The sequence below is a fragment of the Mesorhizobium huakuii genome (assembly GCF_014189455.1).
GTDB lineage: Bacteria > Pseudomonadota > Alphaproteobacteria > Rhizobiales > Rhizobiaceae > Mesorhizobium > Mesorhizobium huakuii_A.
In genome coordinates this window covers 835,702-850,404 of record NZ_CP050296.1, presented here as the reverse complement: position 1 = coordinate 850,404, position 14,703 = coordinate 835,702, and the positions used below count along the sequence as shown (strand labels likewise).

The window sequence follows — 14,703 nt, the reverse complement described above, 5'->3', positions numbered from 1 at the left end:
CTATGAAAGAATGGCTTGCATCTATTTTTGAGTTATGCTTATATCTGGCCATGCAAAACCTGTCCAGCTTTGATGGCGCCGTAGCGCCAGCCTCCCGTGAGGCAAACAGGGCGACCGAAGTCGCCAGCTATTCCCTTCCGTCCCGGCCGTCCTCCCCGGCCGGGGCGAAGCCCGAGCGCTTTGATGCCTCGGGTCCGGCCCGCCCGTCAGCGGCGGCCGGAACGGCCGGAGCCGCCGCTCCCCTCGGCTTCGGCCCCCCATTCGATCGGCACGCTGCCGGTCCCTATGCGCGCTCCTGCATCCGCACGCAGACCGTCATCCTGTTCGAGCCGATGACGGGCAGGGCGGTTTCCGCCCCCGACAGTAAGGCCGCCGAGGCGCGGCTGGCGCGCCTGGCCGCCGGGCACTCGATCCGCTCCGGCTGATACCGGCCGCGAGCCGGTTTCCGAACCGAACACCCTGACCGTGGCCCGGACCGGGCCCGCACCCTGACGCCTGGCCGACGGTGCGCTCTCGAGCGCGGCCGAAGGCGTACCCCTGGATGGAGCCTGGACATGGCAAGCTATAGCGACGCCGAACTGCAAGAGATCGCCCGCTGGCTGAAGGAGGGGCTTTCAGCCTCGCGGATCGCGGCGGCGTTCAGCGCGCTGCGCAGCAGCCCAGTCTCGCGCAACGCCATCATCGGCATCGTCCACCGCAACGCCATGCTGGGTGCGATCGGCTTTGCCAATGGGCGGGGGATGCCGCCGGCCGCGAGACAAGCTGCAGGCGAACGGACAGTGCGCAAGCCGGCGGGAGCAAAGCGGGCAAAGGACAAGGCCAACGGCAAGGCGGTTGCGGAAAAACGCACCGGCGTCCATGCCGCCGAGGACACCATCCCGCGCAAGAACAAAGCCGGGGCCAGGCGCGACGCTTCGCCGGCCTGGCTGCCGCCGCGTCTGTTCGTGCGCGAGGTGGGCATGCTGATCGCCGATGGCGAAGCCTACCGTTTCAAGGTGCCGGCACCGCAGCGCGGACCGATCGGCCGCCAGCCGCATGGCGTGGCGATGCGCTTCATCGACTGCCTGTTTTCCCGCTGCCGTGCGCCGCTGGACCTGACGCTGGAAGAGGACCCGGAAAACGACGCGCCAGGCGGCCGGCCCGGCGCCGACATGCTGTGCTGCGGCATGCGCACGAAGGCGCTGAAAAGCTACTGCAGCTACCACCAGGCGCGGTTTCAGCGGCGGGTTTGTCAGTGAGCTTCCCTTCTCCCCGTTCAAAGCTACGGCATGTACACATTTCCAAGCAGATGGTCTTAGGCGATAGCGTGCATTGCAGCCTGGCGCATGCATTGGCTTATGCGGCGCTGGTCGACCCCCACTCCGTCTCGGCTTCGCCGAGCCACCTCTCCCCGATCGACGGGGTCGAGGAAAGGCGCCAGGCTTTTTTGCCGTCAACGCTCGTCCAGCAAAGCTCCCTTCCTTTCCCTCCGGAGGGGAAGGTGGCGCTGCGAAGCAGCGACGGATTGGGGGAACCACGTGGCAATCAAGCCTCGGGAGCGCTGGCGCTGCCTGCCCTGCCGGGCGTTCGTTGTTCGAAAAGCCAAGCAATTGGCTTTTCGTCCGCTGCGCGGACCACGCCTCACCCCCGTATAGTGACGGGGAGAAAGACGCTTGGCCTATTTCGGTATCTGTCGGCCCTGTTTGGGCATGCGGCTTTGCACGCTGCGTGGCTCCAGCCGCATGGCCGGGCCAGCTTCGGCAACCAGGATGCCGGCGACGCGGGCAAAGCCGGTGAACACTTTCATCGCGTCGGATTCGGAAATCTGCGCCGCGATCGCGGCACTGCAGGCGTTGAGCGCGCTGCGGTAGATGTGGCCGCGCCGATCGATCGGCCAGCGTTGCAGGAAGTCGGCGGCATCACTGACGCTGTCGATCTCCTCGACATGTCCGTCCAGGCTTACTTTGAGCGGCGTTTTCATCGTACCCACGGCGTTCACCCTCGATCTCGGCGCGGCTTTCAAGCCGACGCTTATAAACGCGCGAGGCCGCCAAGCGGTTGCATCGCCTTCGCGCGGGCGTCACGGGTTGGCGGCGGCGTCGAGCCAATCATGCGCCCGGCTTCGCGGCTTGGCTACCAATATGTCCTGTTGCCGGGCGGCCTTGCTGAAGGCCTCGAAGGCGGTGCGCGGGCAGCAACTGCCCTCGACCGCCAGCCTGACCAACCTTGCAGCTTCGACATAGGCGGGTGCCGTCTTGTCGGGCCACTGGTGTCGCAATGCCGCCTCGGCGTCGGCCACCGAGCCGACCAGCATGGTCTTGTTGTCGCAAAAACGCAGCGTAATCGGCATGAACGCCGTCATCGGCAAACCTCCCTCTGGCATGGTCGCGTCATAACGTGCGGGCCTGCGGCTGGTTCCATTAGCGAGCGTGCAAGCATGGGGCCGGCATGAGCGAGCGGCCGTTCATGCAGCTCTACGTCTCCGATTTCGTCGGCGACACGTTGCAGCTCTCCACCGAACAGATCGGCGCCTACATGCTCATGCTGATGGCGATGTGGAACGCCGGCGGCCGGCTGCCCGACGACGACGCCAAGCTGGCGCGGATCACGCGCCTTTCCCAGAAAAGATGGCGCGCCATCAGCGCCGATCTGTTGACCTTCTTCGAGCGCGAGGCGGGCGAGATCGGCCATAAAAGGCTGACGAAAGAGCTGCACAAGGCGCAGGTCAAAAGCGAGGCGAGGGCCGCCGCCGGCGCGCGCGGCGGAGCCGCCACCGCCTTGAAAACAAAGGCACATGGGGCGGCAAATGCCGGCGCTTTGCCGCGGCATTCTCCAGACTCCAGAAACCAGAGTGAAAAAGCTTCCGCTTTTTCCCCTGCAGGTAACAAAACGGCTCCGGTCTTGTCGGAGAAAAAACCCGGCTGGCAGCGGCCGAAAACCCATACCGACGCCGCCAACACCATCATCGAGGAGATCCGCAGCCATGACCGCAGCCGAACTGCAGCAGGCGACGAAGGCGCTTGCCGCGATGTTCTCATGCTTCCCGCAATCCGCCCTGACTGATGTCGACATGCAGATGCGCGGCTATCTCAGTGCTGTGCGCGACGCCGAGCTTGCCGATCTGCAAGCCGCCATCCAGCGCTTCGTGCGCGGCGAGGTGAAGAGCGGCAACGCCCAGTTCTGCCCATCGAGCGCGCAGCTCTGCATCGAGGTGCGGGAGCGGCGGGTGATGCGCGAGCTGATGGCGAGACGGGCGGCCTCGCAAGTCCTGGGTTCCTCGCCCCCGCAAAGCGGGGAGAGGTGGCCCGGCGAAGCCGGGACGGAGAGGGGGACGCCCTGTCTGAAACCAAAGCCGGTTGAGAATGGAGCACGAGATTACTTGTTTCGCCGTGTCGCCTTCTCTTCGACCGTCGGCGCTGCCCCCGCTCCGTCTCGGGCTTCGCCCGATCCACCTCTCCCCGCTTTGCGGGGGCGAGGAACCCAAGTTCTGCAAGGCCCAGCCCACTATCCAACATCCCCAAGCCCAAGGAGCCACCCCATGCCCAAAAAGGCCAAACCCGCCAAACCGCAGGCGCCGAAGCTCCCCAAGGGCGAGGCCGAGCAGGTGCGCATCCGCCGGGAGGTCGGCCATGATTTCGCGCTCAGCGACGACGCCTTCGGCCGCAAGCGGCTCAACGCCGGCACGGCCGAAGCACGGCGCGTCTACGAAGTGTCGAACGACGGCTACACCTCCACCGGCGGCATCGTGCGGGTGCGCAATGTCGATCCGCTCATCGGCATCACCTCGCTGTCGCGCCAGCAGCGCGAGGCCGGCCAGCGCTACCGCGAGGACTTTCAGTGCAGCCAGCAGGCCGGCGTGAAACCGATGCGCTGGAGCGAGCGCGTCGGCGGCGGCCGCCATGGCGGCGGCATCGCCGACAGCGTGCTCGACGCCGGCCGGGCGCATGCCGCCGCAACGAGAGCGCTGGGACACCGGGAGGTCGCGGCGGTGGTGCAGAAAGTTTGTTGCGCGGGTGGCTCGATCAAGAGCCTGGCGGAACAAACGGGCGAGGGAAGGGATGTGGTGACGAAGCTGCTGAAGGTCGGGCTCGACCTGCTGGCGGTGCACTATGGGATGATGATGGCGCGGTGAGGGGCCCGCAAAACAATCCGACCGGCAATGCCGGCCGGATCAGTTCACAAGTTCAGTTTATCCGCAGACGCGGACTTCCTCGATGATCCTGTGATGATGACGCCAGTGATTGATCACTTCGATGTGGCAACGGTGGTGGTGCCGGTGGAAATAGCGCGGCCTGTAGCCGTCATCGTAGGGGTCGTAGGGGCTATAGACATAGCGGCCGCCATAGTCCTCATAACCATCATAATAGTCGTTGCCATAATAGTCGTTGTAGCCGCCGATGCCGATAAAGACGTGACTGCGGGCGTTGGCCGGGGCGATCATCGCCGCCGCCGAAGCAATGGCGATAACCGAGGCAAGCAGGAGCTTCTTCATGGCTACCTCCTTCTCAAGGTCGATCTAATATAACCCCCGAGGGGCGGTCCCGTTCCATGGATTTGCAAATGGACTGGCTACCGAGCCCAATCCACGTCGATCTCGGTAGGTTTTGGTAGCCGAAACCGGCGCAGCACCAAGAGGCCGGCCACGAAGGTTATGATGTGCATCAACAAGCCGATATGCAGCCAAGGTTTGGCCGCCTCCAAATTTCCACTCCAGTAGTGCTCTAAAAGGAACAGCATCGTATTGGTAAAGACGACGTACAAGGCAAGTTCCAAGAGGAAAATGCCGGTGAACACGAGAAACCTTGGCCAGAACGCTGTCCTTGGCGCAATCGCGGCTACGATAAGCGCAATGAGGAATCCTAGGACAAGCGGAGCCATCGGGTTCTTTGCCACATGGACGTGAAACACATAGGCGACCTGGGTGACGGCGACTGATCCGATAAACGTGGCCAGCGCCAAGGCAACAAGATTGACCGCCAGCCGCTTCAACAAGTCTATCCCGCCCATCCTAGACACCTATTTTGATCCCAGACGTGTTGAAATTTTTCAGAATTGATTCCGGCCCGAAACTGCTCCCAATCAATCGCAAAACCAAAAACGTCTCAAGGTCATCAGTATAAAGCGCATGCGTTTCGAAGAGCCTACTACCCGCCGACCAGGTCCGAGCGTGGCGTGGTGACGCTTGAGCGCTATGTGGCGAAGTTGGCTGGGGGTGGCTGAGCGGCTCTTTCCTTCTCCCCTTGTGGGAGAAGGTGGATCGGCGCGCAGCGCCGAGACGGTTGAGGGGTGGGTGACGGAGTGCCGTCGGCGTCAAGCTGGAGCATCCCTCATCCGACCTCGCTTCGCGAGGCCACCCCGGGGCGAGCCACGGGTCTCGCCCGCCCTTCAGGCCCCGCAAGGGGGAGAAGGAAGGGCGCCTCACCCCCTAAAACAGCGCCCTCTCAATCGGCCCCTCCAATGTCTCTGCGAACGCCGTCGCCAGATGATGCCGGTCGCGGAAGGCCAGCTTTCCACCGATGAAGACGTGGCACTCCGTCGGGCCGCAGAAGCGGTCGGTGAGGTCGACGTAGAGCGTGTCGGGTACGCTTTTGACCACGGCGCGCTCTTGCGCGGCGGCACTGTCATTGGCGGCCTGCGCCCTCGGCGTGTCGCAGTTCGAGGGGGGCTCGCGCCACCATAGCGCTCGGGCAACGCAGGAGTCCGCAAAACTGTCGCCGATCGGTGTGTCGCGGATGACGGCGGTCTCGACGCCGGCCTGGCTGAACGCCTGCAAGGTGGAGCGCAGGCCGGCCTGCCAGCGCGCGGTTTCGGCCTTGCGGCCGGCGGCGGGCATGTCGCGCGTCAGGTTGCCGATCGAGAATTCGGAGATCACCACCAGGCGCGGCTTGCGGCGGATGATGTCGGCGATCGCCTGTTCGCGCCAGGCGTCGCATTCGGTGTAGTCGCGCTTCAGCACCGCGCTGAAGGTCGGCAGCCGCGAGGCGCGGCACGAGGATTTGAGATAGGTGACGACCTTGGTGTCGTTGCGTCTGGCCGCTTCGACCAGCGGCGTCGACCAGTGGTCGGCGTGCGAATCGCCGAACAGCACGATGGTGTGGGCGGCGTCGGCCGCGCCGAAGGTGCAAGGTTTGGGCTTCACCGTGTGGAAGTCGAGCAGGCAGTTTTCGTCGGTGGCGCGGGCCGTGGAAGGCTGTTCGGCCGCCTGTTCGATGCCGCGCTGGGCCGGGTCGATATTGCGGGTGGCCAGATGCGCATTGGCATAGGCCACCGCCACACCCACGCCAGTCAGCGCAAGCGCCGGAGCCAGCGCTCGAACGCCAACGGTCAGCCAGCCGCCGCGCCGCGCCGGGTTTTCGATCAAATGATAGGTGAGGAATGCCAGCGCCAGCGCCAAGGCCCCGCAGCCAAGGCGCTGCGGGGCGGTGAGATCCGGCGCCAGCATGCCGGCATAGACGATGACAGGCCAGTGCCAGAGATAGAGCGAATAGGAGAGCGCGCCGATCCATTGCAGAGGCGGCAGCGAGAGTGCTGCGGCGGGCGTGAGGGCCTGCCAGCCGGTTGGGCTGGCTGTGTGCTTGTCGTGTTCTTCGCCGGCGCCGCTCAGCAGCACCAGCACCGTGCCGGCGACCGGCAGCAGCGCGTACCAGCCAGGGAAGGGCAGGTCTTCGCTCAAGCAGAGATAGGCGACGGCGATCAGCGCCAGGCCGAGCCAGCCTAGTGCGGCCCGCAGCCATGCGCGGTTCCGCAGCAATGTCGCCGGCGCCAGCGTCGCCAGCCCGCCGGCGGCGAACTCCCAGGCGCGCAGCGGCGAGAAGTAGAAGGCCCAGGCCGGCGAGAGGCTGGTGAGCCACAGGCAGGCGGTGAAGGAGGCGAGGCCGGCGACGCCGATCACGATCACGGCCATGCGTTTGCCCGGATGCAGCCAGGCGGCGAACAGCAGCAGCGCCGGCCAGACGAGATAGAACTGCTCCTCCACCGACAGCGACCAGAAGTGGATGAAGGGATTGCTTAAGGCATCCGAAGCGAAATAGTCGAACGACCAGCGCAACAGCCACAGATTGATGGCATAGGCCGAGGCGAACATGGCGCCGCGCGAATAGAGCGCCTGCTCCTGCGGTGCCAGGATGAAGTAGCCGGCGGCGAGCGTCGCCAGGATGACGAACAGGGCCGCCGGTAGAAGGCGCCGGGCGCGCCGGGCATAGAAACGCAAGAGGTCGAGCCGGCCGGTCTCGGTGATCTCGTGCATCAAATGCGTGGTGATCAGCCAGCCGGAAATGACGAAGAAGATGTCGACGCCGGCAAAACCGCCGGGCAGGGCGGTGAGGCCGAAATGATAGGCAACGACGCCGCCGACCGCCAGCGCGCGCAATCCCTGGATATCAGGCCGGAACGATGCCGCCACTATAGCTCCTTCGTTGTGCCCCAGCCCGCCGCGCATGTCGGCCCGGTCAGCCGATATCGCAATGCAGCATTTCTTTCGCAGTGCAACATGGCCAGAACAAGGAAGCGGATAAAATCGGAGGATGTCTCGACCCGCAACGATGGGACGGCCGCGAATTCCGGCCGGCGATCACGGAACCTTGTTGGGCGTTTGCTTGACAAGCAAGGGCTTCCGTAGCGACCTGCGCGGGCAAATCCTGGGGCATTGGGGCATTCCATGAAGAAGACTTACGAAAAGCCGGTTCTCGTGAAGCGCGAAAAACTGTCCGCCGTCGTCGCGTTCGTTGCGTCCGGCCCGGTCTGAGCGGGGATTTTCGCCGGCCCGTTCGTGGTGACAATGCGACAGGGCGGGCTTTCCGGTCGCCGCCACCCGGCTGACATCTCGATCGCGGCTTGGCACATGCCGTCCAGCCGGCCTGCAAGCTGCGGCTCTATGCGCTTCCGGGCCGCGATTCTCCACGCATGGGCGGCGCTGCCGCCCGTGCACCGCGCGCGGCATAGAGGCCGGCGGCGGCCGCCGCCATGACCAGGCCGGCAAAGACCAGCAGCTTTTGTGGCGTCGCGCCCTGGGGGCCGAAGGCGGCGGCATACATGGTGCGGCCGGGAATGAAGGTCAAAAGCCCGGTAATGATCAGGCCGAAAATGTAGGTGCCCTGCATGATGCGGCGGTGTGCGGCAATGTTGCCGCCGCGCGCGGCGCGCACGCCGCGCCACAGCATCACCAGCACCAGAACCGACAGAAGGTGGATCGGGCTGAACGGTCCCCACAGCCGGATCGTCCAGATGAACAGGCCGGAGCCGGCGACCGTCGCCATCAGCGCCACCCAGACGCGGCCAAGCGCCCGGTGCAGCCGGTCGCCCTTGCTGCGCCAGAGCTGCATGGCGCCGAGCAGCAGCGCGGCAATGGCGATCAGCGCGTGGAGCTGGATGACGGGCGAAGCCTGGAGCAACGGGCTGAGCGACATAGGTGTTCTCCGCGAGAGGGCGGATTATGGCCGATGGGGCGTCGGGGCAGCAAGGGCGCCGGGAGTTGACCAGAGGTGCCGGGGTCCGGCCGATTTGAAACTTCCGGCTCCCTGATTGCTCCGCGCCGGCTGCCTCAAAAAAAGCCCCACCAGCAGGGGGCCGGCGGGGCATGATCGGAGGTCTGCGATCGCCTTGGGAAGGCGATGCCGGCAGCAACGAGAACGCCGCGCGAAAAGTTTCACTGTTTCCGCGCCGGATTGCCGATGGCTGTCGAAACCGGCCTCAGCCGGCTGCTGCCCGTCGGCCCTGGCCGCGCCGGGCCAGAAGGTTCGCCACCACCAACAGCACGATCGACAGCGCCATCATCAGCGTCGCGGCGGCGGTGATGGCGGGCGAGAGTTTTTCACGCAGGCCGATGAACATTTCGAGCGGCATGGTGCGCTGGCCGGCACTGGCCAGGAACTGCACCACCACCACCTCGTCGAAGGAGGTGACGAAGGCGAAGGCCGCGCCCGAAAGCACGCCGGGCAGGATCAGCGGCAGCATCACGCGGAAGAAAGCGGTCAGCGGTTTCGCGCCGGAGATGGCGGCGGCGCGCATCAGATTGCGGTCGAAGCCGGTGAGGCTGGCGCCGACGGTGACGACGACGAAGGGGCTGGCAAGGGCGGTATGCGCCAGGATGATGCCGGCATAGGTGCTGGCGAGGCCAACGCGGGCGTAGAACAGATACGAGCCGACGGCGGTGATCACCACCGGCACGATCAGCGGCGAGAGCAGCAGCGGCATGACGATGCGGCGGCCGGGAAACTTCTCGTTGGACAGTGCGATGGCCGTCAGCGTGCCGAGCGTGGTGGCGATCAGCGTCGTGCCGAAGGCGACGATCAGGCTGTTGCCGATCGCCGACTGCCAGCGCTGCGTGCCCAGCACCACCTCGTACCAGCGTGTCGACAGGCCTTCGAGCGGGAAGATGAAGAAGGCGCCGCTGTTGAAGGAGAGCGGCACGGGAATGAGGATCGGCACCAGCAGGAACAGGATGACCAGTCCGCACCACAGCCAGAGCAGCGCGACGCGGATGCGTTCACCAGGGGTCGGATAGGGCGACAACAGCATGGCTACACCATCTTCAGGCGGTCGAGGCCGAGGATCCGGGCGAAGATGCCGAACAGGGCCAGGGTGAAGACGAGCAGGATGAAGCTCAGTGCGGCCGCCATCTCCCAGTTCAGTTCGACATTGACGTAGTTGGCGATGAAATTGCTGATCAGCTGGTCGCTGGCGCCGCCGATCAGGGCGGGGGTGATGTAGTAGCCGAGGCACAGGATGAAGGTGAGCAGGCAGCCGGCCATGACGCCCGGGAAAACCTGCGGGAGATAGACGCGCCGGAAGGCGGTGAAGGGTTTTGCGCCGAGCGAATAGGCGGCCTTCATCTGCGAGGGCGCGATGGTGCGCATGACGGAGTAGATCGGCAGCAGCGTGAACGGCAGCTGGATATGCGTCATGGCGATGATCAGGCCGATACGGCTGTACATCAGGTCGAGCCGCTCGGAGGCGATGCCGAGCCACAGAAGCAGGTCGTTGACGAGGCCGAATTTCTGCAAAAGCACCGTCCAGGCCGCGGTGCGCACCAGGATCGAGGTCCAGAACGGCAACAGCACCGCCACGATCAGGATCGCCGCCAGTCCCTTCGGCACGCTTGATATGAGATAGGCCAAGGGGAAGCCGAGCAGCAAGGTGGCAAGCGTCACCGCTGCCGCGACGAAGAAGGTGCGCAGGAACACTTGCAGGAAGATCGCCTGTTCGGGTGGCACGCGCTCGATGCCGCCATCGGCGTTCCACCTGAGATCGAGCGCGCTCAACAGATAGAACGAGGTGATGGCGTGGGTGCCGTTGGCGATCACCGGCCAGGTGCCGGGCGCCGACCAGAAGGGCACGGCTTTCATGATGTCGAGCGGCGGCTTGCCGCCGGCGGCTTCGAGCTGGCGTACGGTTTTCAGCACCTGGCTGCGGGCGCCGGGCAGGCGGGCGTTGAGCGCCTTGGCCAGTTCGTAGGCGGCGCCCTTGGCCTGGTTTTCGCTGAGATCGGCGGCGAGCGCGATGAAGGCGGCGTCACCGGGCAGGCCCTGGCCGTTCCAGTCGGCAAGGGCCACGCTGGTGCGCGGCAGAGCGTCGGCGATGGTCGGGTCGTAGACGGCGCGCGACAGCAAAAGCACGATCGGGATGCCGAAGCTTAAGGCGAGAAGCAGGAGCAGGGGGGCAGCCAGCGCCAGCGTGCGCAGCCGGTCGCCGAATTCGGCGCGCCGCAGCGCCGCCGACACCGACCTTGGGTCAGCGTCGGCGGCTGACCGGCCGCGGGCCAGCGCGGGCCGGTCGAGTTCGCTGGGCAGCAAGGCCGACATCCTTACTGGGCCAGCCAGGCGTTGAAGCGCTTGACCAGGTCTTCGCCATAGTCGCCCCAGAACTCGGTGTCGGCGACGAGATAGGCGCCGGCAAGATGGTCGGGGGCATTGGGCAATTTCGGCAAGGCATCGGCCGCGACGAAGGAGGCAGCGTCGGTGCGCACCGGCCCGTAGGTGATGTAGCTGGCGAGCTTGGCGTTGTTTTCCGGCTTCGAGATATAGGCGAGGTATTTGTAGGCGAGATCCGGGTTCTTGGCGCCCTTCGGAATGGCGATCATGTCGTATTCGAGGATCTGGTTGTTCCAGACGATCTTGAACGGCTTCTTGTCGGTGTCGATGGCGTTCTGGATGCGGCCGTTCCAGGCGGTGGTCATCACCACTTCCTGCGAGGCGAGCAATTGCGCCGGCTGCGCGCCGGCATCCCACCAGACAATGTCCTTCTTGATGGTGTCGAGCTTCTTGAAGGCGCGGTCGACGCCTTCCGGCGTCGCCAGAACCTTGTAGACGTCGGCGGGTGCGACGCCATCGGCCATCAATGCCCATTCCAGGTTCTGCGCCGGGAATTTGCGCATGGCGCGCTTGCCCGGGAATTTCTTGGTGTCGAAGAGGTCGAGCACCGAGGTCGGCGCTTCCTTCAGCACGGTCGGGTCATAGGCGAGGATGTCGCCGTAAGCATCGAGCCCGACACCGCAATCCAGCGCCGAGCCTTCGATGAATTTGTCGCGCGGTCCGATCTTGGCATAGTCGAGGCGCTCCAGGATGCCTGCGTCGCAGCCTTGCAGCACGGTCGCGGTTTCCACCGTCACCAAATCGATCGGCACGTTGCCGGTGTCGACCATGGCTTTGACCTTGCCGAGATCGCCGAGATATTCCTGCTCGAGGATTTTTGCGCCGGTCTCCTTGCTGAACGGCTCGAACCAGGCCTTGCGCTGGGCGTCCTGCCAGGCGCCGCCGCTGGCCATGATCGACAATTCGTCGGCGAAGGCATGGCCGATGGTGAAGAGTGCGGTGGCCGCTGTGAATACGAGCAGCCGGGTCTTTGCGATTTTCATTTTTTCTTCCCCTGTTTTTGAGATGGACCTGTTCTTGAGATTGCTGGTTCAGGACGGCCCCGCCTTGGCGGCCGAGGCATCGGCAGGAAAGGCGCGGCAGTCACCCGGCGCGCAGGACACTGTGACGGCCTCGCCATTGGCCATGGTTGCCTCGGGGCCGACCTTGACGGTCAGCACCTGGTCGTTTCCGAGCCTGGCGAGCAGGCGCAGATGGTCGCCGAGATAGATGCGGCCATCGACGGTCGCGGGCAGGGCGTTGCCGCCGGCCGGCGTCAGGCTCAGCCGCTCCGGGCGGATGGCGACGTGGCAGGCAGTACCTTGCGCCACGCCGATGGCGAGCGCGGTGAGCTCGCCGCCGCCGGTCAGCCGCACGCGGCATTGCTGGCCGGAGACGCGGTCGACGACGCCTTCCAGGGTGTTGTTCTCGCCGATGAAGCTCGCCACGAAGGAGCTTTGCGGGGCGTTGTAGAGATCGTCGGGCGAGCCGAGCTGGGCGATGGCGCCATTGTTGAAGACGGCGACGCGGTCCGACATGGTCAGCGCCTCGCTCTGGTCGTGGGTGACGTAGACGATGGTGACGCCGAGCATGGTGTGGATCTGCTTGATCTCGAGCTGCATGTGCTCGCGCAGTTTCTTGTCCAGCGCACCGAGCGGCTCGTCCATCAGCACCAGGCTCGGCTCGAACACCAGCGCGCGGGCCAGCGCCACACGCTGCTGCTGGCCACCGGAAAGCTGCGCCGGCTTGCGGTCGCCGAACTGCTTCAGCCGCACCATGTCCAGCGCGCGCGCCACACGGGCCGCGATATCGGCCTTGCTGACCTGGCGCACGGACAGCGGGAAGGCGACATTCTCCTCAACGGTCATGTGCGGAAACAGGGCGTAGTTCTGGAACACCATGCCGATGTTGCGCTGGTAGGGCGGCAAGCGGTCGACCGGCCTGCCCTCCAGCGTGATGGTGCCGCTGGTCGGCCGTTCGAAACCGGCCAGCATGTTGAGCGTCGTCGTCTTGCCCGAACCGGAAGGGCCGAGCAGGGTCAGGAATTCGCCGCGCGCGACGCCGAGGTTGAGCCGCGTCACCGCGAAGGCGCGGCCGTCATAGGATTTCTCGACATCGACGAAATCGACGAAAGCCGGGCCGGCGGCAGGCGCTGGCGATAATGCGGCCAGGGCGCTCATTGGACGCGATCCCGAAACGCAGCGGCTGAAACACTATGCGGCTTGTGATGCATGGTTCCGTCCCATTGGATGCCCGCGTCTCGGCGGGTCATTCAAACTTGTATGCTCACACAATCTATCTGAAATCGAGCATAGATGCATACAACTTTGACCGTCAAGCCGGTATTTGCCGCGATTGTGTGATATTTTCAGCTGGGAAAGCCGAATTCATGTCACACAAGTGCTATTGTCCGGCGAATTGTCTTATGCTAAGCCCACGACGAAGCCGAAGCCCCGAATCCATCCAGCATGCTCAGCGATCTCCGCCTTACCGAGGATGAAAGTCCGGTCTATCGTCGTCTGGCCGACGCGATCGCCGAGCGCATTGCCACGGGCACGCTGGCGGTCGGCGACCGGTTGCCGCCGCAGCGTGACATTGCGCGCGCGCTCGGCATCAACGTCACCACGGTGACGCGGGCGCTGGCGACGCTGCAGCAGCGCGGCCTGCTGGAGGCGCGGCCGGGGCGGGGCACGACCGTGGCGGCCAGGCAGGCGGCCGAGCGGCCCGGCTTCGTCTCGGCGCCGAGCGACGAGAGCGGCATCATCGACCTCTCGGTCAACCGGCCCGCCACCTCGGCCTATCTCGACGCGCTGGCGGTGCTGTTGCCGCGCCTGCCCAGGGATCCGCACTATGCCTCGCTGCAGGACTACCATCCGCCGGAAGGGCCACTGTGGGCGCGCGTGGCCGTCGCCGACTGGCTGAAGACCGTTGCCGGCGATGGCGACCCCGGCCGCGTGGTGCTGGCGGCCGGCGCCCAGCACGGGCTCGACTGCCTGCTTGGCGCGGTGACCAGGCAGGGCGAGGTGGTGCTTGCCGACGAGGTGACCTATCAGGGCATCAACGCGCTCTGCCGGGTGCATGGGCTCGATCTCAGGGGCGTCGCCATGGATCGCGGCGGCATGCGGCCGGATGCTTTCGACGCCGCCTGCGCGCAGCTGCGCCCCCGCGCGGTATTCCTGGTGCCGACGCTGCACAATCCGACGACCATTACGCTGAGCGAAGCGCGCCGCCACGAGCTTGCCGCCGTCGCGCGCCGCCACAATGTCCTGATCATCGAGGACGACGTCTACCGGCCGCTGGCCGACGAGGCCTTGCCCTCCTTCGCCAGCCTGGAGCCGGAGCTGACGGTGCATATCGGCGCGCTGTCGAAATGCCTGGCGCCGGGCCTCAGGCTTGGCTTCGTCATCGCGCCACGCGCCATTGCCGGCCAGGTCGCGGCGGCGCTGCGCATCAATTGCTGGAGCATCAGCCCGCTGACGGCGCTGATCGGCGCACGGATGATCGAGGACGGCGCGGCAGCGCGCATCATCGAGGTGCAGAAACACGAACTGCGCCAGCGCCAGGCGATCCTCAGCGAAATCCTCGGCCGCTACGATGTGCAGAGCCAGCCGAGCGCCACCCATGCCTGGCTGCGCCTGCCCGAGCCTTGGCGCGGTGCCGGCTTTGCCCGCACCTGCCTGGAGCGCGGCGTGGCGCTGCTGCCGGGCGACGCCTTCGCTGTCGGCCGCGAACCGGTCCAGCATGGCGTGCGCATCAATGTGGGTGCTGCGCGCTCGCAGGACGATCTGCGCACCGCGCTGACCACCATGGCCGAGCTGCTGTCGGCCGGGCACCTGCAGCTGCCGGGTTTTGTCTGATGCCTGCCGCCCAAAAGTGC

General features: G+C 65.6%; 15 protein-coding genes. 5 read left to right on the top strand and 10 right to left on the bottom strand.

The window, feature by feature from the left end; genetic code table 11:
• Positions 1 to 2: 2 nt before the first annotated feature.
• Positions 3 to 425, top strand: coding sequence for a hypothetical protein (locus HB778_RS04145; RefSeq protein WP_183461706.1), 423 nt, complete (start codon positions 3 to 5; stop codon positions 423 to 425).
• Between the two features lie 129 nt (positions 426 to 554).
• Positions 555 to 1,238, top strand: coding sequence for a GcrA family cell cycle regulator (locus tag HB778_RS04140; protein ID WP_183461704.1), 684 nt, complete (start codon positions 555 to 557; stop codon positions 1,236 to 1,238).
• 419 nt (positions 1,239 to 1,657) lie between these two features.
• Here HB778_RS04140 and HB778_RS04135 read toward each other — a convergent pair whose 3' ends face one another.
• Entirely contained in the window at positions 1,658 to 1,960 is a 303-nt protein-coding gene (locus tag HB778_RS04135; protein WP_183464989.1) for a DUF982 domain-containing protein, read from the bottom strand.
• 99 nt (positions 1,961 to 2,059) lie between these two features.
• Entirely contained in the window at positions 2,060 to 2,341 is a 282-nt protein-coding gene (locus HB778_RS04130) for a DUF982 domain-containing protein (RefSeq protein ID WP_183461702.1), read from the bottom strand.
• Between the two features lie 86 nt (positions 2,342 to 2,427).
• Here HB778_RS04130 and HB778_RS04125 point away from each other — a divergent pair, with 86 nt between their 5' ends.
• Positions 2,428 to 3,042: a YdaU family protein gene (locus HB778_RS04125; RefSeq protein ID WP_183461700.1), complete on the top strand. Its 615-nt coding sequence runs from the start codon at positions 2,428 to 2,430 to the stop codon at positions 3,040 to 3,042.
• 475 nt (positions 3,043 to 3,517) lie between these two features.
• Positions 3,518 to 4,111 (top strand): DUF6456 domain-containing protein, encoded by a 594-nt coding sequence (locus HB778_RS43055; protein WP_183464988.1) that lies wholly within the window; start codon positions 3,518 to 3,520, stop codon positions 4,109 to 4,111.
• Positions 4,112 to 4,168: 57 nt separating this feature from the next.
• Here the strand turns inward: HB778_RS43055 and HB778_RS04115 are convergent, their stop codons facing one another.
• The 8 genes from HB778_RS04115 to HB778_RS04080 all read right to left on the bottom strand — a co-directional run bounded on the left by HB778_RS04115 (position 4,169) and on the right by HB778_RS04080 (position 13,006).
• Positions 4,169 to 4,471, bottom strand: coding sequence for a hypothetical protein (locus tag HB778_RS04115; protein WP_183461698.1), 303 nt, complete (start codon positions 4,469 to 4,471; stop codon positions 4,169 to 4,171).
• A gap of 77 nt (positions 4,472 to 4,548) precedes the next feature.
• Positions 4,549 to 4,968: a hypothetical protein gene (locus HB778_RS04110; RefSeq protein WP_183461696.1), complete on the bottom strand. Its 420-nt coding sequence runs from the start codon at positions 4,966 to 4,968 to the stop codon at positions 4,549 to 4,551.
• A 436-nt stretch (positions 4,969 to 5,404) separates the two neighbouring features.
• Positions 5,405 to 7,381: an acyltransferase family protein gene (locus HB778_RS04105; RefSeq protein WP_183461694.1), complete on the bottom strand. Its 1,977-nt coding sequence runs from the start codon at positions 7,379 to 7,381 to the stop codon at positions 5,405 to 5,407.
• 469 nt (positions 7,382 to 7,850) lie between these two features.
• Positions 7,851 to 8,384 carry a DUF2306 domain-containing protein gene (locus HB778_RS04100; RefSeq protein WP_183461692.1) on the bottom strand — a complete coding sequence of 178 codons (534 nt, stop codon included), beginning with the start codon at positions 8,382 to 8,384 and terminating at the stop codon, positions 7,851 to 7,853.
• A gap of 283 nt (positions 8,385 to 8,667) precedes the next feature.
• A complete protein-coding gene (locus HB778_RS04095; protein WP_183461690.1) occupies positions 8,668 to 9,495 on the bottom strand; it encodes an ABC transporter permease in 828 nt (275 codons plus the stop codon).
• A 2-nt stretch (positions 9,496 to 9,497) separates the two neighbouring features.
• On the bottom strand, positions 9,498 to 10,778 hold the full coding sequence (locus HB778_RS04090; RefSeq protein WP_183461688.1) for an ABC transporter permease: 1,281 nt from the start codon (positions 10,776 to 10,778) through the stop codon (positions 9,498 to 9,500).
• Positions 10,779 to 10,780: 2 nt separating this feature from the next.
• Positions 10,781 to 11,830: an ABC transporter substrate-binding protein gene (locus HB778_RS04085; RefSeq protein ID WP_183461686.1), complete on the bottom strand. Its 1,050-nt coding sequence runs from the start codon at positions 11,828 to 11,830 to the stop codon at positions 10,781 to 10,783.
• Positions 11,831 to 11,878: 48 nt separating this feature from the next.
• On the bottom strand, positions 11,879 to 13,006 hold the full coding sequence (locus tag HB778_RS04080; RefSeq protein WP_183461684.1) for an ABC transporter ATP-binding protein: 1,128 nt from the start codon (positions 13,004 to 13,006) through the stop codon (positions 11,879 to 11,881).
• A 288-nt stretch (positions 13,007 to 13,294) separates the two neighbouring features.
• Here HB778_RS04080 and HB778_RS04075 point away from each other — a divergent pair, with 288 nt between their 5' ends.
• Complete coding sequence (locus HB778_RS04075) at positions 13,295 to 14,683, top strand: PLP-dependent aminotransferase family protein (protein WP_183461682.1); 1,389 nt, start codon at positions 13,295 to 13,297, stop codon at positions 14,681 to 14,683.
• Positions 14,684 to 14,703: the final 20 nt, after the last annotated feature.